This window comes from Oceanimonas smirnovii ATCC BAA-899, from assembly GCF_000381965.1.
GTDB lineage: Bacteria > Pseudomonadota > Gammaproteobacteria > Enterobacterales > Aeromonadaceae > Oceanimonas > Oceanimonas smirnovii.
In genome coordinates, this window is record NZ_KB908466.1 from 1 (window position 1) to 20,314 (window position 20,314).

Genomic DNA, 20,314 nt, shown 5'->3' on the forward strand with positions numbered 1-20,314 from the left:
GGAACCAGTGTGAATCGTCCAGGACGTTTGAGTAAAGCGGGTAACGCCTATCTGCGCTCAGCACTGTTTATGCCAGCGATGAGTGCAGTGAGACATGATGCACGCGCTAAGGCGTTTTATGAGGCCCTGATAGCCCGAGGAAAGAAAAAGATACAGGCCTTATGCGCAGTCATGAGGAAGTACCTCACCGGCTTGTGGGCCTGTATCAGAACGGGAACCATGTTTGATTCGACGTTGCTCTTCAGCGAAGAACACATTCAGGCTTGAATTTACGTCAAAACAGAGTATCTACGCAGCTTCCAGCTTTACTGTTGGGCGTCCAGGTAGCGTTCGGCGTCCAGGGCGGCCATGCAGCCGGTGCCGGCAGAAGTGATGGCCTGACGATAAACGTGATCCATTACATCACCGGCGGCAAACACGCCTTCAATGCTGGTTTGGGTGGCGTTGCCGTGCAGACCGGACTGTACCTTGAGGTAGCCGTTTTCCATCTCCAGCTGCCCGGCAAAAATGCCGGTGTTGGGCTGATGGCCAATAGCAATAAAGACGCCGGCCACCGCCAGTTCTTCGGTGGCATCGGACTGAGTGTCTTTCAGGCGCACACCGGTGACGCCCATGTCGTCGCCCAGCACTTCGTCCAGGGTGCGGTCGGTATGCAGAATAATGTTACCGTTGGCCACCTTGTCCATCAGCCGGTCGATCAGAATCTTCTCGGAACGGAACTGATCACGACGGTGAATAAGGTGCACCTCGGACGCAATGTTGGACAGATACAGGGCTTCTTCCACGGCGGTGTTGCCGCCGCCCACCACCGCGACTTTCTGGTTGCGGTAGAAAAAGCCGTCACAGGTCGCACAGGCCGACACGCCCCGGCCCTGAAATGCTTCTTCCGAAGGCAGTCCCAGATATTTGGCAGAGGCGCCGGTGGCAATGATCAGCGCATCACAGGTGTACTCACCACTGTCACCTTTCAGACGGAAGGGACGCTGGGTCAGCTCCACGCTGTTAATGTGGTCAAACACGATTTCTGTTTCAAAACGTTCGGCATGTTCTTTCATACGCTCCATCAATGCCGGACCTGTCAGGCCTTCGGCATCACCGGGCCAGTTTTCTACCTCTGTAGTAGTGGTCAGCTGGCCACCTTGCTGAATACCGGTAACCAGCACCGGGCTCAGGTTGGCCCGGGCGGCATAAACGGCAGCGGTATAGCCGGCAGGGCCTGAGCCCAGAATAAGCAGTTTGGCGTGTTTGGCTTGACTCATGATTTCTCCAACCAGTGGCAAATGGGCGATAATTTTGGTTAACGATTGTAGGGGATTGAGAAAGGGGAATAAAGAACTGCAACCGTCTTTGCCGGCCTGCTGAATGTAAAATCATGACGGCAGCAAGTATAACGAATAGTTATGCAATATAACTCCATTATATTGGAATCTTATTTCAATTCTGGTTCAGGCCGGACAATATGCTGTATATCAGGGCCAATACACGCACTCTGGCGGTGTGCGCACCATAGGTGTGGCGCTATTTCAGCAGTATCCATGGCTTTCTCTGAGCCGGGTATTCGGTTGTCTGATTCAGGCTAAATCCCTGCCGCCTTCACCTAAAGTTATAATTTGACGCTTTTTTGTCGTTCCAGACAAACACTTGTGCTACCGGTTTCCTTTTTATCATGTTAAGCTTCTGTTCATTGCATTTTGTATATGTAATCAATAATTTCAGATTTTTATTTTAGTAAGGCGGTATGCCGTTTTTCACGGCTGTGACAGCGGTAACCGTTACACCTTCTGAGTTTGCACTCGAGTGGTGCCGATGCAGAAGAAGCCCAGAATCCAAAGTGGAATGTACCTAAAATGAGCCAAAGGATGGATGAAGTGTTGGATGCGAACAACCGCCCCTTAAAGGAACTCGACCGGATTGACCGCAACATACTTAACGAACTGCAGCAAGATGGCCGCATCTCCAATGTGGAGTTGTCCAAGCGCGTTGGACTGAGCCCTACTCCTTGTCTGGAGCGAGTGCGCCGGCTGGAGCGTCAGGGATACATTGAAGGCTATACCGCCATTCTTAACCCGCAGTTTCTTGATGCATCACTGCTGGTATTCGTGGAAATTACCCTGAACCGCGGCACACCCGATGTGTTTGACGAGTTCAATGACGCCGTGCAGAAGCTGGAAGAAATTCAGGAGTGTCACCTGGTATCCGGTGACTTTGACTACCTGCTGAAAACCCGGGTGGCCGATATGTCTGCCTACCGCAAGTTACTGGGGGAAACCCTGCTGCGTTTGCCCGGGGTGAATGACACCCGCACCTATGTGGTGATGGAAGAGGTGAAGCAGAGCAACCGGCTGGTAATCAATACCCGTTAAGCTGTGCTAAAGTATGCCGCTCTGGTATTTTGATGCCGGCGGGACGGGAAGATTATCATTCAGCGAGCGGCCCCGGCCGCTCGTTTGTCGTTGTATTAACCATGGTGACGACTTTTTCCGTCGCATTCCCCTGATATTCTGAGCACAATCATCACAACGAGGAGCGGACGTTTGGCGGAGAAAAAGCTGTTTACTCCCATGTCTGGTTTGCAGCGTCTTTTTGAGGCTGGGCTGATAGCCATCATTCTACTGGCCGTATTTATGATGCTGTCACTGGTTTCCTATCACCCGTCGGATCCGGGCTGGTCACAGACTGCCCGTGGCGCAGACATCAGTAACGCAGCCGGCCCTGCGGGGGCCTGGCTGGCCGACATTCTGCAGTTTGTATTCGGGTTCTCAGCCTATCTGCTGCCACCTTTTATGGTGTTTGTGGGCTGGATTACCCTGTGGCGGCCCAAGGGACTGATCGACATCTGCTACCTGACCCTGAGCCTGCGTATCATCGGCTTTCTGATGGTGTTGCTCAGTTTGCTGGCGCTGGCCAGCATGAACATAGGTGACATCTATTATTTTTCAGCGGGTGGCCTGATAGGAGACATGCTGGCCGGTACCCTGAGCCCGGTATTTGGTACCCTGGGAACCACTCTGGTGTTGCTTTGTTGTCTGGCCACCGGCATTACTTTTTTTACCGGCTGGTCCTGGCTGCTGATTGTAGAGCGTCTGGGAGCCATGGTAATGGAAGCCCCCAACTGGCTGTCGACCTTGCCGGCACGCATCGCTGACTGGCAAACCCGCCGTCAGGGCGATGATGCGCCGGTGCCGGCCGCCGCAGTGCCTGCTGCTGCTCAGCTCCGTGAACCGGACGCTGCCAGGGCCGGCTTCAGTGGCTGGCAGCGCTTTCGTGAGCGCCTCGGCAAGCAGGACAGTGACAAGCATGATGACAATGAAGCCGGGCAGGATGATCCGCTGCTGGCTCCCATGCCTGAACCTTCCGCACGGCGCACTCTTATCAGTAAAAAAACGCCACCGCAGCGCCGGGAGCCGGTACTGCAGATGGCTGATGACGATGACAGCGAGCTGCCACTGGCCACGCTGGCCGAGAGCAACGGCTGGATGGATGATGACGACGATGACGAACTGGATTTGCCCTGGGCCGGTGAGGAAGACACACCAGCACCGGTTGCACAAAAGCCCGCCGCGGCACCGGTATCCAGGCCCCGCAACAGTGAACTGACGACCTTGCCGGATGTGACGCTGCTGGATCCGCCCAAGCCACGTCAGCATGAAGTGAGTGAAGAAGAGCTGGAGCGCATTGCCCGGCTGGTGGAAGCCAAACTGGCTGACTATAACGTGCAGGCTAATGTGGTGGGCGTGTATCCGGGGCCTGTGATCACCCGCTTTGAACTGGATCTGGCCCCCGGGGTCAAGGTCAGCAAAATTACCAACCTGGCCCGGGATCTGGCCCGCTCCCTGTCTGCCATCAGCGTGCGGGTGGTGGAAGTGATCCCCGGCAAGCCTTATGTGGGACTGGAGCTGCCCAATACCCGCCGTGAAACCGTCTATTTGCGGGAGGTGATTGACAGCGACCTGTTTCACAGCAGTAAGCACCCGCTTACCATGGTGCTGGGGCAGGACATAGCCGGCGATCCTGTGGTGGTGAATCTGGCCAAAATGCCTCACGTGCTGGTGGCCGGTACCACCGGCTCGGGCAAGTCGGTGGGGGTGAACGTCATGATACTGTCCATGCTGTTCAAGGCCACGCCGGAAGACGTGCGTTTTATCATGATCGACCCCAAAATGCTGGAGCTGTCGGTGTATGAGGGTATTCCGCACCTGCTCACCGAAGTGGTCACCGACATGAAGGAAGCGGCCAATGCCCTGCGCTGGTGCGTGGGCGAGATGGAACGCCGCTACAAGCTGATGTCGGCCATGGGAGTGCGTAACCTCAAGGGCTTCAACACCAAGGTACAGGACGCCATTGATGCCGGAGAACCTTTGCGGGATCCGCTGTGGCAGCCCACTCAGTCCATGGACACTTATCCGCCGGCGCTGGAAAAGCTGCCCCATATTGTGGTGGTGATCGACGAATTTGCCGACATGATGATGATAGTGGGCAAAAAGGTGGAAGAGCTGATTGCCCGTATCGCCCAGAAGGCCCGGGCGGCCGGTATTCATCTGGTGCTGGCCACTCAGCGCCCGTCGGTGGATGTGATCACCGGTCTTATCAAGGCCAACATACCCACCCGTATGTCGTTCCAGGTGTCGAGCAAAATTGACTCCCGCACCATTCTCGATCAGCAGGGGGCTGAGTCCTTGCTGGGCATGGGGGACATGCTCTATATGCCCGCCGGCGACAGCAACCCCACCCGGGTGCACGGTGCCTTTGTGGACGATCACGAGGTGCACAAGGTGGTAGCGGCCTGGAAGGAGCGGGGCGAGCCGGATTATATTGAAGATATTCTTAACGGCGATGTGGGGGCCGACGGCCTTCTGCCCGGTGAAGCGCCGGAAGGCGGTGATGGCGAACTGGACGAGTTATTTGATCATGCGGTGGCTTTTGTCGCTGAGACGCGCCGCGGCTCTACCTCCAGTGTGCAGCGCAAGTTCAAGATAGGCTATAACAGGGCTGCCCGCATTATCGAGCAGATGGAAGCCCAGGGCATTGTCAGCCCGGCGGGCAGCAACGGCCAACGAGAAGTGCTGGCACCACCGCCGGCCAGGGGATAACCAATGAAAAAAGTAATAATGGCAGGAATGATGCTGTGGTCTGCCAGCACTCAGGTGCTGGCGGACGCAGCGACGGATCTGCAACAGAAGCTGTCGGCGCTGGGGCGCTTTTCTGCCGATTTTACTCAGCAGGTCTACGATGAAAGCGGTGAGCCCATGCAGACCGCCGAGGGCAGCATGCAGCTGGCGCGGCCGGACCGCTTTCGCTGGCACACCACCTCGCCCGACGAGAGCCTGATTGTGTCTGACGGCACCGATGTGTGGATGTACGACCCCTTTGTGGAGCAGGTGAGCATAGTGCCTTTGGAGCAGGCGGTGCAGAATACGCCGTTTTTGCTGATCTCCGGTGGTGATAAGGCCCGCTGGCAGAACTATCGCATCAGCGAGCAGAATGACACTTATGTGGTGACCAGCAAGGATCCGGCGGAGCTTATTCAGCGCTTTACGCTGCGCTTTGATAATCAGGGCCGGCTGGCGCGTTTTACCGTGGTGGAGTCCGGCGGCCAGCGCAGCGAATTTACCCTGAGTGAATTTAATACCAGCCCTGAGCTTGCCGCCAACGCCTTTCGTTTTACCCCGCTGGCGGGCGTAATGGTGGACGATCAGCGCTGAGGTGGCATGAGCCCGGCATGCAAAGCGACAGCGGGGTTGCGCTACGCCGACACGCTTCAAGCCCCTCCATGGGACGCTCGGTAAATGCCTTCCCTGGCATTTGACGGTCGGCTTCGGCAATCCCCGTTGCCGCTTCGTGTCGCCGACGAAAGTGCACTATGCAGCAAACGGCACTTTGTTTTATGTGGATGAAATACCATGAGTACCCTGAGTCTGGACTTTGAGCAGGACGACTTTCGCCCGCTGGCGGCACGGATGCGCCCGGCGCGCATTGAGCAGTATCTCGGTCAGCAGCACATTCTGGGGCCGGGCAAGCCTCTGCGCCGGGCGCTTGAAAGCGGTCACTGTCATTCCATGATTTTGTGGGGGCCGCCGGGTACCGGTAAAACCACACTGGCGGAGCTGGTGGCCCACTACTGCGATGCCCAGGTGGAGCGGGTCTCGGCGGTGACCTCGGGGGTGAAGGACATTCGCGCCGCCATCGAGCGCGCCCGGGAGTACAAGCTGGCGGGCCGGCGTACTATTTTGTTTGTGGACGAGGTGCACCGCTTCAACAAGTCTCAGCAGGATGCTTTTCTGCCCCATATTGAAGACGGCACCGTCACCTTTATTGGTGCCACCACCGAAAACCCTTCTTTTGAACTGAACAATGCATTGCTGTCCCGGGCCCGGGTCTACTTGCTCAAGCGTCTGGAAACCGCCGATGTGGAAGCCATGATCGAGCAGGCGCTGAACGATGAACGCGGTCTGGCGGGACAGGGTATCAAGCTTGCCGACGGCGTTCAGCGGGCACTGGCAGAGCTGGTGGACGGCGACGGCCGCAAGGCGCTCAACTATCTGGAGCTGCTGGCGGACATGGCCGGGGAGCACAACGGTGAGCGCTGTATCGACAAGGCATTGCTGGCGGAAGTGACCGGCGAGCGGCTGGCCCGGTTCGATAATCAGGGCGACCTGTATTACGATCTGATCTCCGCCATTCACAAGTCCATTCGTGGCTCTAATCCCGATGCGGGTCTGTACTGGTATGCCCGCATGATCACGGCTGGCTGCGATCCGCTTTATATTGCCCGCCGGCTGCTGGCCATTGCTTCGGAAGATGTCGGCCTGGCTGATCCCAAGGCCATGGAGGTGGCGCTGGCTGCCTGGGACTGCTTTACCCGGGTGGGGCCGGCAGAAGGGGAGCGGGCCATTGCCCAGGCCATTGTTTATCTGGCCTGCGCGCCCAAGAGTAACGCCCTTTACACCGCCTGGAAGGCGGCGCTGCAGGATGCCCGCGAGCTGCCCGATTTTGAGGTGCCGGTGCATTTACGCAACGCCCCCACCAAACTGATGAAAGCGCTGGGCCATGGTGCCGAATACCGCTATGCCCATAACGAGCCGGGTGCTTATGCCGCCGGCGAAACCTATCTGCCCGAAGCCATGATGGGGCGGCGCTATTATATGCCCAACGAGCGGGGCTTTGAGCAGAAAATTCAGGCTAAGCTCGATTACCTCAGCCAGCTTGACCAACAGGCCAAAGGTGGTTCCTGAACAAAGCAGCTGCGCTCAGGATCTGCGTTCTTGGCCCGTTGCGGCCGATGCTGATAAACTGTAGCAGAACTCATTCAACCCCTTTGGCGTGCAAACGCATCACACGAATTTAAGGTAACTCATGCTGGATCCCAAATATCTGCGCGGCGATATCGACGACACGGCGGCGCGGCTGGCAAGCCGTGGTTTCACCCTTGATACGGCTCTGTTCAACCGGCTGGAAGAGCAGCGTAAAACCCTGCAGGCCCGTACTCAGGAGCTGCAGGCGGAGCGCAACGCCCGCTCCAAGGCCATTGGTCAGGCGGCCCGTAACGGCGAAGACATAGTGCCTCTGAAAGCCGCCGTGACTGCCATCAACGACGAGCTCGACAGCTGCAAGGTCACCCTGGATGAGCTGCTGAACGAGATTCAGGACTTTTGTGCCGCCATTCCCAACCTGCCTCACGAGTCGGTGCCGGTGGGCAAGAACGAAGACGACAACGTTACCGTGCGCAGCTGGGGCGAGCCCACACAACTGGGTTTTGAGCCCAAGGACCATGTGGCGCTGGGCGAAGCCCTGGCGGGGATTGATTTTGAAGGCGCGGTAAAACTGTCGGGCTCGCGCTTTGTGATCATGCAGGGCCAGATAGCCCGCATGCACCGAGCACTGGCCCAGTTTATGCTGGATCTGCATACCACAGAGCATGGCTACACCGAATGTTATGTACCTTATCTGGTCAATAGTGATAGCCTGTACGGCACCGGCCAGCTGCCCAAATTCTCGGCAGATCTGTTCCACACCGCCATTGAAGGCGAGGGCGATGACGAGGGCAAGGTACGCCGTTTCTCGCTGATCCCCACGTCTGAAGTGCCGCTGACCAATATGGCCCGCAACGAGATCTTCGAGGCGGCCCAGCTGCCCATGAAGCTCACCGCCCACACTCCCTGCTTCCGCTCTGAAGCCGGCTCCTACGGCCGTGATACCCGTGGGCTTATTCGCATGCACCAGTTCGACAAGGTGGAAATGGTGCAGCTGGTGCACCCCGACACCTCATGGGATGCGCTGGAAGAAATGACCGGCCACGCCGAAAAGGTGCTGCAGCGTCTGGAGCTGCCCTATCGGGTGATGGCGCTGTGCACTGGTGATATGGGCTTTGGTGCCGCCAAAACCTACGATCTGGAAGTCTGGCTGCCGGCCCAGAACACCTACCGTGAAATTTCGTCCGTATCCAACTGTGGTGACTTTCAGGCCCGTCGCATGCAGGCACGGGTGCGTGGTGCCGACGGCAAGCCGCAGCTGCTGCACACCCTGAACGGCTCCGGCCTGGCGGTGGGCCGCACCCTGGTGGCGGTGCTGGAAAACTACCAGCAGGCAGACGGCCGCATTCGTGTGCCGGACGTGCTCAAACCCTATATGGGCGGGCTGGAATTTATTGGCTGAGTTGGTTTTTCAGTTAACCAAGCCGGGGTCTGACCCCGGTTTTTTTATGCCTGAAAAATATAAATTCGTTTTAACTCGGTTTCTGATGATGTGATCTCACCGTGAAATGGCCGTATTGCAATGTATAAAACTGTTGGCTGACTAACCTTTGGCATCATATTTTGTTGAGTGTGTTAACGTCATGTGTATAATCCACCGGAATTTTTAACCTGGCCGGCATATACGGTTACTTATAACTTTTGTTATGAAGTATTGTGCTGTCGGTGCCTGCGTCTATCCCGATGGAGAATTTCGACATGACGTCATCCTCAACCCGCTGTGATGGTAATCAACGCCAGCAGCCAGCCCCTAACAAAGGCGGCTTCACCCGCTTTCTCGATACGGTAGAGTGGCTGGGTAACCTGTTACCCCATCCCATTACCCTGTTTGCCATCTTCTGTGCCGTCATTTTGCTGGCATCCGGTGTGGCTGGTTATTTTGAAGTGAGCGTGGCGGATCCCCGGCCGGAAGGTGCCCCGGGCCGGGCCGCCGATGGCATGATTACCGTGGTCAGCCTGCTTAACGGCGAAGGGCTGGCGCGCATTGTAGGCAGTCTGGTGAGCAACTTTACTGGTTTCGCTCCTCTTGGCACCGTGCTGGTGGCGCTGCTGGGCGTCGGTGTGGCCGAGCATTCCGGACTGCTGTCGGCAGCCATGCGGGCGTTGGTGATGAATGCTTCACGGCGTATGGTTACCGTGACCGTAGTATTTGCCGGTATTGTTTCCAATACTGCGGCTGAGCTTGGTTATGTCGTCTTGATCCCGCTGGCGGCCATGATCTTTCATTCTCTGGGGCGTCATCCTCTTGCCGGTCTGGCTGCGGCCTTTGCTGGTGTATCCGGCGGTTACAGTGCCAACCTCTTGTTGGGTACAGTCGATCCGCTGTTGTCAGGCATTACTCAAACTGCCGCTCGCATCATTGATCCTGTCTATGTGGTAGGGCCCGAAGTGAATTGGTATTTCATGTTTATCAGCACCTTTGTGATTTCCATTCTGGGTGCGCTGGTAACGGAAAAACTGGTGGAGCCCAAGCTGGGAGAGTATCGCAGTGAAGAGGCTGGGGATCTCAGTGAAAACCAGGACATGGGCAGGGTAACGTCAGCGGAAAAGCGCGCTCTCAAGGGAGCCGGTCTGGCGGCCCTGGCGGTGTGTGCTGTGCTGGCGTTGACCATAGTGCCCGAGAGCGGTGTATTACGGCATCCGGTGACCGGAGCCGTGGCCGGCTCGCCGTTCCTTAAAGGCATAGTGGTATTTATTTTTGTGTTTTTTGCCATTCCGGGCTTTGTGTACGGCCGCATGATGGGCACCATGAAAAGTGACCGGGACGTGATTGATGCCATGTCTAAAAGCATGAGCTCCATGGGCATGTACATAGTACTGGTGTTCTTTGCCGCCCAGTTTGTGGCTTTTTTCAGCTGGACCAACTTTGGTACTGTCATTGCGGTGCAGGGTGCTACTCTGCTGCAGAGCCTGGGACTGACCGGCCCTGTACTGTTGCTGTGCTTTATTGTTGTCTGTGGCTTTATCAATTTGATGATAGGCTCAGCCTCAGCTCAGTGGGCAGTAACGGCACCGATTTTTGTACCCATGCTGATGCTGGTGGGCTACTCGCCGGAGGTAGTACAGGCGGCCTATCGCATTGGTGACTCCACTACCAATATCATTACCCCCATGATGAGCTACTTCGGCTTGATCATGGCAGTGGCCACCCGTTACAAGAAAGACATGGGCATAGGCACCCTGATGGCCATGATGCTGCCTTACTCCATGGTATTTATTGTGGGCTGGTCTGTGCTCTTCTATCTGTGGGTATTTGTATTTGGTCTGCCGGTAGGGCCGGGAGCGGCTACCTATTACAACGGTCTTTAACATCGTATAAAGTGCCGGATCCGGTGCGATGTGTTTCGCACCGGTGCTCATCTTTGTTCAGCGGTTAGTTTGATATTGAATGAACTTTATCCGCTTTTTCGTCGCCTTTTACCAAACGTGTTTGATAGAATGCGCGGCAATCAGGAGGGCTTCGGCACTAACATGATGGTTTGGATAGATTTTGTAATACTCGGCATTATCGGCCTGTCGGCCCTCATCAGCCTGGTCCGCGGCTTCGTCAAGGAAGCCATGTCACTCGCCACCTGGGTGGCTGCCTTTTTTATTGCCAGTCGCTTTTATGCCGACCTGGCAGTATTTCTCGATATCAAAGACCCGCTTTTTCGCAATGGGGCTGCCATTGCCATTTTGTTTGTGCTTACCCTGATCCTGGGTGCTCTGGTCAACTACATTATCGGCGAGCTGGTCACCCGCACCGGCCTGTCGGGCACTGATCGAGTGCTGGGCGTCTGTTTTGGCGCCGTGCGTGGCGTTTTTATTGTGGCCGCGCTGCTGCTGTTAACCGATACCATGACTGCTTTTTCCCACAGCCCGTGGTGGAAGGAGTCGGTACTCATTCCCGAGTTTGGCATCGTTATTCAGTGGTTTTTTAATATGCTGCAGAATTCATCCAGCTTCTTACCCCCCAAGCTATAGTAATTCGAGGAAATTTTCACATGTGTGGGATAGTCGGTATACAAGGTACGACCCCGGTCAACCAGGCGCTTTACGACGCGCTCACAGTGCTTCAGCACAGAGGACAGGATGCCGCCGGCATCGTGACCATCTCCGGTAACAACTTCCGTCAGCGCAAGGCCAATGGGCTGGTCCGGGATGTGTTTGAAGAGCGTCACATGGAGCGTCTTATCGGAAACGTCGGCATTGGTCATGTGCGCTATCCCACCGCCGGCAGCAGCAGTGTGGCTCAGGCTCAGCCTTTTTATGTGAACTCTCCCTTTGGTATTGCGCTGGCCCACAACGGCAATCTGACCAATGCCGCCGAGCTGAAGGAAGAGCAGTTCCGGGTAGCCCGACGTCATATCAACACCACCTCTGATTCTGAGGTATTGATTAACGTACTGGCTCATGAGTTGGATCAGCAGACTCAAAAGCTGCACCTGGAGCCGGAGCATGTGTTTGCTGCGGTAGCCAAAATACATGAAAAGGTTCGCGGCGCGTATGCTGCCGTTGCAGTGATCATCGGCCACGGCATGGTGGCGTTCCGCGATCCCAACGGCATTCGTCCGCTGGTACTGGGTAAACGTGATGCTGAAGACGGCAGCACCGAGTATATGGTGGCCTCGGAAAGTGTGGCGCTGGATGCGGTAGGCTTTGAGCTGGTACGCGATGTAGCGCCTGGTGAAGCGGTTTATATTACCGAGCAGAATGAGCTCTTTACCGAGCAGTGCGCCGCTGAGCCCGAGCACAACTCCTGTATTTTTGAATATGTATACTTTGCCCGCCCGGACTCCTTTATTGATAAGGTCTCTGTCTATGCTGCCCGTGTGCGTATGGGGCAGAAGCTGGGTGCCAAAATTGCCCGTGAGTGGGAAGACCTGAACATTGATGTGGTGATTCCCATTCCGGAAACGTCCTGCGACATCGCCCTGGAAATTGCCCACAATCTTCAGCTGCCTTATCGCCAGGGTTTTGTGAAAAACCGCTATATCGGCCGTACCTTTATTATGCCCGGTCAGCAGCAGCGCCGGCAGTCGGTGCGCCGCAAGCTGAATGCCATTCCGTCGGAATTTGCCGGCAAGAATGTACTGCTGGTGGATGACTCCATCGTACGCGGCACTACCTCCGAGCAGATCATTGAAATGGCCCGGGATGCGGGAGCCAAGAAGGTGTATTTTGCTTCGGCTGCCCCGGAAATCCGTTTTCCCAACGTGTACGGCATCGATATGCCTTCCGTCAACGAGCTGATCGCTTATGGCCGCGAGTCGGATGAGATTTGCAAGCTGATTGGCGCCGACGGCCTGATTTTTCAGGATCTGGAAGACCTGGAAGATGCGGTGCGTTATTTCAATCCCGAGCTGCGCCGCTTTGAAACCTCCGTGTTTACCGGCGAATACGTGACTCAGGATGTTAACCAGGAATATCTGGATGCCCTGAACGCCTTGCGTAACGATACTGCCAAACAGCAGGACTGCATCGACAACAGTCATCTGGAAATATATAACGAAGGTCAGTCCTGACCATAAGAAAGCCGGGGAGTTCCCCGGCTTTTAATGCCATCAGCAGAGGGTCAGTGAGTATAGATGGGGCCCAGCCCCCAGCTCCATACAATGACCGAGCCCACCATAATACACACCAGCAAAACCAGCCCGCAGGTCACCACAGAGCTTGCATAGATAAAGCCCCGCTCCTCAGGAATGTGCATGATAATGGGGACGCCGGAATACAGCAGATAGACCGAGTAGGCCAGCCCGGCCAGGCCCACCAGCATCAGGAATATCGGCTCGGGATAAAGCACAGCCAGCCCTGTCATAAACAGGGGGGTGGCAGTGTAGGCAGCCAGCTCCAGACTTTGGGTAAAGGTAGGACTGGCGCCAAAGGTCTTGGCCATCCAGAAAGTGAGGTAGGCGAGCGCAAACACACCGGCAATTAAGGTGAAGTACATGCCCACTGACATGAACAGGGCGCTGCCCGTGGTCATCATGATGGTGTTCTGGGTGCCAAAGTGCCAGCCAATCAGGGTGGCAGAGATAAAAGTACAGACTGAAGGGATCAGGGCGATGAACGCCAGATGGGTCAGGCTGTAAGACAGGCTTTCATGGTGGTCGTCTATGGTATGCCACTCATCCTTGGGGTGGGCATACAAACCCCAGATGTGGTTCAAAATCATGGCTCTTTCCCCCAAATTCATTAAAGCCGGCTGGCTTGATAGCAGCGAGTGCAATGAGTTTGCGTTATCCCGCCTCTGATTAGTTATTGGTCACGCATTGACTGGCGTCAAGTTTTTCTACGTATAAACCACAATAATCAGTTTTCGCTAATTTAAAATCCCCGCCAGCAGAGAGGATTGCTTAGGGAGCGTCAGCCTTGTCTGATAAACTGCGTGTTTTGTGGCTTTGACCCGCAATATCAGCCGTAAGTGCTGGTGACTTTATGCGGTTCATACTATGTTTTTTCATCCTTTGTCACCGTTTGAGACACATGCTCATCACCGTTATGCAACAGGCCGTTATTCTGCTGGCCATGGGCTGGGCCCTGACGCTGAATATGCGCAAGGCTCGCCATCATCCTCATTTGCAAGTGTTTACTACCGGCTTCTGGTTCGGGCTGGCTGCGCTGGTATGTATGCTGCAGCCTTTTCATGTGGCCCCCGGCGTGTTGCTGGATGCGCGCAATGGCGTGCTGTTTGTGGCAGGCCTGTTTGGTGGTCCGGTATCAGCAGGCATGGCAGCCCTGATTGCCGGTCTGTTCCGGTATGGTATTGGCGGCGACGGTGCGTTCACCGGCACGGTGAATATCGTGCTGTCGGTGCTGCTGGGGCTTGGCTTTCGCTATGGTGTGAACCGTCAGTGGCTGAAGGTTAACATTTTTCATTTGTTGCCGGTGACGCTGCTGCTGCATACCAGTACGCTGGCAGTCATCGCCAGCCTGCTCAACGTGCAGGACAGGCTGACGTTGCTTGCCTACTTGTGGCCTTTTCTCGCAGTGATGGTGCCGTTGACGGTAATTCTTGCGCTTATTCTGCAAGATGCGGCTCTCAGGCAGCAGGAGCAGGACAGGCTCAAGAGCAGCGAGTCCCGGTTGCGGGCCATTACTTCCGCTTTGCCTGATTTGATGTTTGTGATGGATGAAGATGGTCGGTACCTGGAAGCCATGGCATCCAATGCGTCCCTGCTTTATCCGGTCAATGACAGTGTCATTGGCAGACGAGTACACGACTTGTTTGAGCCGGTGCAGGCAAACCGCTTTGTCGCCTTTATCCGTCAAACACTTAACAGCCAGAAAACTCAGCGGCTTGAATATGAGCTTAATACTCACGACGGAATGCGTATATTTGAAAGTCAGGCGCAGGTGATGGACAGGGGAGAGGGCAGTAAGCCCGCCGTCGTGATCCTTACCCGTGACATTACCCAGCGCCTGCAGAATGAAACGGAGCTGCGTATTGCCGCCACTGCTTTTGAGGGCTTTGAAGGCATGATGATTACCGATGCCGACAAAAAAATATTACGGGTAAACCGTGCCTTTACCGACATTACCGGTTTCAGCAGCGACGACGTAATTGGCAAAACGCCGTCCATTCTCAGCTCGGGCCAGCATAGCCGGGACTTTTATCAGCACATGTGGCAAAGCATTAACGAGCATAACCACTGGCAGGGCGAGATTATCAACAAGCGCAAGTCTGGCCAGGTTTATCCGCAGTGGCTGTCTGTAAGTGCGGTACGGGATAAACACCAGCATATTACCCATTATGTGGCGTCCATTACCGACATTACCCAACAGAAGAAAGACGCAGAACGTATCAACCATCTGGCCTTTTATGATGAAGTGACCGGCTTGCCCAACCGTCGTTTTTTACATGAACGTCTGCAGCACTACCTGTCCGGAGAGAGGCAGGAAAGTGCCGGCCTGATTTTTATTGATCTGGATAATTTCAAGGCCATTAATGATCTCTGGGGGCTGCCGGTGGGTGACGAACTGCTGCGCCAGGCTGCCCGCCGCCTGAGCCGGCCGTTGCGCCAGCAAGATATGGTTGCCCGCCTGGGCGGCGATGAGTTTGTGGTACTGCTATCCGGCTTACCCACTGAGCAAGCCGCCGCCGCCACCGAGCTGGAAGCAGTCGGGCTCAGGTTACTGACATTACTGGAGCAGGCCTACACTCATGAAGGTCATCAGCTCAAATGCAGTGCCAGCCTGGGGGTGGTACTGCTTAATGACTCAAGCGCGACCGCCGACGAGCTGGTACAGCAGGCAGAGCTGGCCATGTATGACGCCAAGTCTGGCGGCCGGGGCAAGCTGCGCTTTTTTGATCCGAAAATGCAGGAAGCGGTAGCCCAGCGTTTACTGCTACAGCAGGATATCAGTCGTGGTCTGGATCATGGTGAGTTTATTGCTTACTTTCAGCCTCAGTTTGACTATCAGGGGCATATCACCGGCGCTGAAGCGCTGGCCCGCTGGGAACACCCTGAGCAGGGCTTGCTGGCACCGGGGGCGTTTATTGAAGTAGCCGAGCAGGCCGGTCTGATGAACCGTATCGACAGAGAGGTATTGCACCACGCCTGCTCTTACATGGCTGCCTGGGCGGAGCTGTCTGCAGCAACCAGTTTTACCCTGTCGGTGAATATCAGTGCTGCCCGTTTGTATCAGCCAGAGTTTATTGATGATGTATTAGCCATATTCAGGCAAACCGGCGTCGATCCTGCACGGATAAAGCTGGAAATTACCGAGTCGATGTTGCTGAATGATATGCCGATGGCGATTGGGCGCATGCAGATACTGAAACAGCACGGCGTACGTTTTGCCATTGATGATTTTGGGACCGGCTATTCTTCGTTGCTGTATCTGCAGCAGTTGCCTCTGGATCAGCTGAAAATTGATCAGTCCTTTGTGCGGGCTCTGCCCGATAACAACAGCCTGAATATTATTAAAGCCATTATTGCACTGGCTCACAGCCTGAAACTGGAAGTCATCGCGGAAGGGGTGGAAACCGAAGCTCAGCGGCAGTTGCTCTATCAGCATGGCTGTGAACACTATCAGGGCTATCTGCTGGCCAGGCCCAAGCCGGCAGACCAGCTGGAAGCCCGGCTACAACAGCAGTTATGCACCCGGGTCAGCTAGCACGGCTCTGTTACGCCCCTGTTGTTTGGCCTGATACAAGGCCTTGTCGGCACGCTTGAGGGCGTCTGTTATGGAGTCTGCCGGATCACAATAAGTAACGCCCAGCGAAATGCTGATTTGACCTACCAGCTCAACTGAGGTCGCCTGCACCTGGTGCCGCAGCCGCTCTGCTACGTCCAGTGCATTGCTGGCGCTGGTACCTGGCAGAAATATCATAAACTCTTCGCCACCGCTGCGGCACAGCACATCATTGCGACGAGCCTGATGCTGCATAATGCCGGCCAGCTGTCTGATGACCTGGTCACCGCTGTCATGACCAAACCGATCATTCACACTCTTAAAGTGATCAATATCCAGTGCGATCAGAGAAAATGGCACCTGCTCTTTCTGAAAATGATCCAGCGCCTGCTGCATCCCCCTGCGGTTCAGCAAGCCGGTGAGGGCATCGGTATGGCTGTCGGTATGCAACTGGTGAATGCGCTCATTCAGCAGTCCGATGCCACGCAGTATGGCCTGTTTAAGCTGGGCCGCCTCAAAATACCAGGAAGACACACCGGTAATATCCGTTTGAGCGCTTTGTCGGTTCATCAGGCCGGCGGAGGTAGCCAGTTGCCGCAGTGGCTGTGAAATAAACAGGGCCGACAGCCAGATACCGGCCAGGGTCAGCAGCCCGACGGGGACGCTTTTCAGCACTACCTGTAACAGATGCTCTTTGATGCCCGCCAGAGTAGCGGCCTTTGGCCGCTGGGCCACTATGCCCCAGCCAGTGCTGTTAACCGGTGCAAAGCCGGCCAGCATATCGGTTCCTGCGGAATTTATCACCTGATGTGCATGTTCCTGTCCTTGCAGTACTTCATCTATGGCCGGATTACCGCTGACGCGTTCGCCAATACGGGCAGGATCAGGGTGATAAATCAGTGTTTTGTTACGATCAACCACATACAGGTAAGAGCCATCCTGGTAGTAATGCCTGCCGAGTAACTCTCCCAGCATATTGCTTTGTTTCAGGTAAATGGTGCCGGAAATATACCCGAGATACTCACCGCTGGCGGCAAACACCGGGTGTGACAGACTGACAATATAATTCCCTGACGGTGATACAAAGGGATCTGTAATGAGTGGTGCCCTGGCTTTTAAGGACTGCAGGGCACTGGCAGAGCTGAGCCTGAGCCCCTTAACCTGCAAGGTATCCGGTGAGGTGGCCACAATTACCCCTTTTGCATTAACCACAACCACCGAGTTAAAGGTATTTGTCTGCTCATGCAGCCGGCGCGCTTCCGCCATCAGGGCTGACTCATCGTTCATTCGGGTGACCAGCTCAGCAGCACTGTAAGCCAGCTGCTGCCGGGTGGAGTGAATCACACTGTCCGTCACTTCTGCCAGCTTGGCCGCATAGGCCCGGTTGGCCTCCAGCGTGTTGTTGATAAGCAGGGTACGCTGTACCTCGTAGGTGGCATAAAACGTATTGAACAGGGTGATCACTACGCTGAAGATAGCCATGGCCAGCATTAAATTACGAAGGTTTAGCCGGGGCAGGGGACGGAAGGACATTAATACTGAACCTATGAACGGGCGTTATTTGAGCCTGATGATAATCTGACAGGGATACTAATGAAATTTGCCCGCTGTGGCCACCCTGGCTGACCTTGTATAATAAATATTGGTATGACCAGCCTGCCGGCAACAGAAGAGAAAACCCGGATTACCAAAACAAAAAGGCCCCTTGCGGGGCCTTTCCAATCGATTGGTGGAGCTGGCGGGAGTTGAACCCGCGTCCGAAAAACCTACGTCGTCGGTACTACATGCTTAGTCAGTCATTAAATTCGCCAGCTGCTGCGGACTGACACGCCACAGACAGACTATCCTGAATTGGTTTTAACGCTTCAACCGTCAGGCACGGCATCCACGCGATCCTGTGAAGGATGACCTTCCGATTCCCTAAGTCACAGGCAAGCTAGGGCAGAAGGGCTCTCTGCAGGTTATTAAGCTGCGAGTGCGTAGTTTTCGTCGTTTGCGACTATTTTTTTGCGATTTTTTTACGAGGCCTATCGCACCTCGGCATGCACCTTGGAGTTCGAGAATCTCGTCGAATCCTGAATCAGCCCCAAGTACAGATTGATGATATTGCATATCATCGTTAAACACAAGAGGGGTCTAGCGGCCCTTGTGTTTCATCATACGTGCTTTTTCCCGCTTCCAGTCGCGCTCCTTCACGTCCTGGCGCTTGTCGTGGGCTTTTTTACCCTTTACCAGGCCTATCTCTGCCTTGACCCAGGATTTGGACCAGTACAGGGACAGCGGTACCAGGGTATAACCTTCCCGCTCAATCAGGCCGGTGAGACGGTCCAGTTCCCGTTTGTGCAGTAACAGTTTGCGGTTGCGCATGGGATCGCATACCACATGGGTTGATGCCATATTCAGCGGGTTGATGGTGGCGGCAAACAGAAAGGCCTCACCATTTCGCATAAATACATAGGCATCACCAATGTTGGCCTTGCCGGCCCGTAGCGCCTTGACTTCCCAACCCTGGAGCTCAAGCCCCGCCTCAAATTTTTCCTCAATGGAATATTCGTGCCGTGCCTTGCGGTTAACCGCAATGGTATTGGAGCCGGGTTTCTTTTTGGTTTTGTTTTTTGCCATAGTGAAATCATTATACGGTGACCAATGACGCTTTGGAATTAGTGAACTGGCGACCGGTTGTTTTTTGAACGATTGTCTCAGGTGAGCTTGCTGGCCAGAAGTGTTAAAATCACCGAGTCAGAATGCCAGGAGAGGTTATGCCAAGTATTACCCGAAGCGCACTGGTGATGTTCAGTGCCAAGCAAATGTATGAGCTGGTCAATAATGTCGATGATTATCCGCAGTTTTTGCCCGGATGTGTGGCCAGCCGGGTAGTGGAGCAGAGTGAGCACAGCATTACCGCCGCACTCGACGTGGCCAAGGCTGGCATTCGAAAAACGTTTACTACCCGCAATCGTCTCGAAAAAGACCATAAAATTAATGTGGAACTGGTAGACGGGCCTTTTAAATCCCTGAATGGTGGCTGGACTTTTATTCCGCTGGATGAAGATGCCTGCAAGGTTGAGCTGAAACTGCACTTCGAGTTCAAGTCACGACTGGTAGAGCTGGCGTTTGGCGGCATTTTCAAGGAGCTGGCCAATGCCATGGTGCATGCATTCAGTGAACGGGCTCGGGAGGTTTACGGCAGTGAATCTTATTCAGGTTGAGGTGGTTTATGCGCTGCCCGATAAACAAACGGTGCTGAGCCTGCGGGTCCCGCCAACGGCTACCGTGCAGGAGATCATTGAGCAGTCCGGTATTTTACGCCAGTTTCCCGACATTGATCTTGAGCGCAATGCGGTGGGCATTTTCAGTCGTCAGGTCAGGCTGGAGCAGAGCGTAAATGAAGGTGATCGCATAGAGATATATCGGCCTCTGCTGGCCGATCCAAAAGAAATCCGGCGTCGGCGCGCCGAACAGGCCAAGGAAGAAGGACGGGCTGATAAAGTGACCGGCGGCCGGCCAGATCCGAAGCGCCGCCAGTAACATGATAAAAAGAAGCCGTCAGGCTTCTTTTTCAGTTAAAGGCCCTGATGAAAGTCGTCGGGCAGTTCAAAGTCACCGCTCATGGTGGCCAGACCATCATTGATAAAGTCCAGCACCAGCCGCTTTTGCTCGGTGTCGCCCCGGCCAGGCTTGAAGTAATAAATGTAGACCCAGCGATCGTGATTAAAACCGTCGAGACTCATGGGGTTACCCAGCAGAAAACGCACCTGCTCTTTGGTCATGCCCTGACGAAGCTGGGCTACCTGCTTTTCTTCCAGGTAATTACCCTGGGGAATATCCACTTTGTAAACCAGACCACAGCCGGTGAGAGGAAGGGCGAGAAACAGAGGTAATATCAAGCTTTTGAGTTGCATAGGGAGTGTTGTCCTTAAAATTCTGAAAGCATCATAGCGGCTGCC

Annotated in this window: 17 protein-coding genes and 1 other RNA gene; 12 read left to right on the forward strand and 6 right to left on the reverse strand. The window is 55.0% G+C overall.

The window, feature by feature from the left end:
* On the forward strand, window positions 1-267 hold a 267-nt coding region (locus tag G364_RS17485), incomplete at its 5' end, for a transposase (RefSeq protein ID WP_040614646.1).
* A 38-nt stretch (window positions 268-305) separates the two neighbouring features.
* Here the strand turns inward: G364_RS17485 and trxB are convergent.
* Window positions 306-1,259 carry a thioredoxin-disulfide reductase gene (gene trxB / locus G364_RS0112670; protein WP_019935521.1) on the reverse strand — a complete coding sequence of 318 codons (954 nt, stop codon included), beginning with the start codon at window positions 1,257-1,259 and terminating at the stop codon, window positions 306-308.
* A 600-nt stretch (window positions 1,260-1,859) separates the two neighbouring features.
* On the opposite strand from trxB, the gene lrp reads away from it, so the two are divergent.
* From lrp to purF, 8 genes are all read left to right on the forward strand, one after another.
* A complete protein-coding gene (lrp, locus tag G364_RS0112675; RefSeq protein ID WP_019935522.1) occupies window positions 1,860-2,363 on the forward strand; it encodes a leucine-responsive transcriptional regulator Lrp in 504 nt (167 codons plus the stop codon).
* Window positions 2,364-2,534: 171 nt separating this feature from the next.
* Window positions 2,535-5,090: a DNA translocase FtsK 4TM domain-containing protein gene (locus tag G364_RS17520; protein ID WP_019935523.1), complete on the forward strand. Its 2,556-nt coding sequence runs from the start codon at window positions 2,535-2,537 to the stop codon at window positions 5,088-5,090.
* Window positions 5,091-5,093: 3 nt separating this feature from the next.
* Window positions 5,094-5,702 carry an outer membrane lipoprotein periplasmic chaperone LolA gene (gene lolA, locus G364_RS0112685; RefSeq protein ID WP_019935524.1) on the forward strand — a complete coding sequence of 203 codons (609 nt, stop codon included), beginning with the start codon at window positions 5,094-5,096 and terminating at the stop codon, window positions 5,700-5,702.
* 198 nt (window positions 5,703-5,900) lie between these two features.
* The gene (locus G364_RS0112690) at window positions 5,901-7,232 is read left to right on the forward strand and encodes a replication-associated recombination protein A (RefSeq protein WP_019935525.1); all 1,332 of its coding nucleotides are present in this window, start codon (window positions 5,901-5,903) and stop codon (window positions 7,230-7,232) included.
* A 121-nt stretch (window positions 7,233-7,353) separates the two neighbouring features.
* The gene (gene serS, locus G364_RS0112695; RefSeq protein ID WP_019935526.1) at window positions 7,354-8,652 is read left to right on the forward strand and encodes a serine--tRNA ligase; all 1,299 of its coding nucleotides are present in this window, start codon (window positions 7,354-7,356) and stop codon (window positions 8,650-8,652) included.
* A gap of 296 nt (window positions 8,653-8,948) precedes the next feature.
* Window positions 8,949-10,559 (forward strand): AbgT family transporter, encoded by a 1,611-nt coding sequence (locus tag G364_RS0112700; protein WP_019935527.1) that lies wholly within the window; start codon window positions 8,949-8,951, stop codon window positions 10,557-10,559.
* A 165-nt stretch (window positions 10,560-10,724) separates the two neighbouring features.
* Window positions 10,725-11,213, forward strand: coding sequence for a CvpA family protein (locus G364_RS0112705; protein ID WP_026344893.1), 489 nt, complete (start codon window positions 10,725-10,727; stop codon window positions 11,211-11,213).
* A 20-nt stretch (window positions 11,214-11,233) separates the two neighbouring features.
* Window positions 11,234-12,754 carry an amidophosphoribosyltransferase gene (purF, locus tag G364_RS0112710; RefSeq protein ID WP_026344894.1) on the forward strand — a complete coding sequence of 507 codons (1,521 nt, stop codon included), beginning with the start codon at window positions 11,234-11,236 and terminating at the stop codon, window positions 12,752-12,754.
* A gap of 50 nt (window positions 12,755-12,804) precedes the next feature.
* Here the strand turns inward: purF and G364_RS0112715 are convergent, their stop codons facing one another.
* Complete coding sequence (locus tag G364_RS0112715) at window positions 12,805-13,404, reverse strand: Yip1 family protein (RefSeq protein ID WP_019935530.1); 600 nt, start codon at window positions 13,402-13,404, stop codon at window positions 12,805-12,807.
* Between the two features lie 311 nt (window positions 13,405-13,715).
* On the opposite strand from G364_RS0112715, the gene G364_RS0112720 reads away from it, so the two are divergent.
* A complete protein-coding gene (locus G364_RS0112720; RefSeq protein WP_019935531.1) occupies window positions 13,716-16,349 on the forward strand; it encodes an EAL domain-containing protein in 2,634 nt (877 codons plus the stop codon).
* On the opposite strand, the gene G364_RS0112725 is transcribed toward G364_RS0112720, so the two are convergent.
* From G364_RS0112725 to smpB, 3 genes are all read right to left on the reverse strand, one after another.
* A complete protein-coding gene (locus G364_RS0112725; protein ID WP_026344895.1) occupies window positions 16,329-17,900 on the reverse strand; it encodes a sensor domain-containing diguanylate cyclase in 1,572 nt (523 codons plus the stop codon). The genes G364_RS0112720 and G364_RS0112725 overlap by 21 nt on opposite strands.
* A 194-nt stretch (window positions 17,901-18,094) precedes the next feature.
* Window positions 18,095-18,455: a transfer-messenger RNA gene (gene ssrA, locus G364_RS17075) on the reverse strand.
* A 48-nt stretch (window positions 18,456-18,503) separates the two neighbouring features.
* On the reverse strand, window positions 18,504-18,989 hold the full coding sequence (gene smpB / locus G364_RS0112730; RefSeq protein WP_019935533.1) for an SsrA-binding protein SmpB: 486 nt from the start codon (window positions 18,987-18,989) through the stop codon (window positions 18,504-18,506).
* 137 nt (window positions 18,990-19,126) lie between these two features.
* On the opposite strand from smpB, the gene G364_RS0112735 reads away from it, so the two are divergent.
* The gene (locus tag G364_RS0112735) at window positions 19,127-19,576 is read left to right on the forward strand and encodes an SRPBCC family protein (protein WP_019935534.1); all 450 of its coding nucleotides are present in this window, start codon (window positions 19,127-19,129) and stop codon (window positions 19,574-19,576) included.
* Window positions 19,521-19,895, forward strand: a complete 375-nt coding sequence (locus tag G364_RS0112740) for an RnfH family protein (RefSeq protein WP_051089282.1) — start codon at window positions 19,521-19,523, stop codon at window positions 19,893-19,895. The genes G364_RS0112735 and G364_RS0112740 overlap by 56 nt, the downstream gene beginning before the upstream one ends.
* A gap of 35 nt (window positions 19,896-19,930) precedes the next feature.
* On the opposite strand, the gene G364_RS0112745 is transcribed toward G364_RS0112740, so the two are convergent.
* Window positions 19,931-20,269 carry an outer membrane protein assembly factor BamE gene (locus tag G364_RS0112745; RefSeq protein WP_019935536.1) on the reverse strand — a complete coding sequence of 113 codons (339 nt, stop codon included), beginning with the start codon at window positions 20,267-20,269 and terminating at the stop codon, window positions 19,931-19,933.
* Window positions 20,270-20,314: the final 45 nt, after the last annotated feature.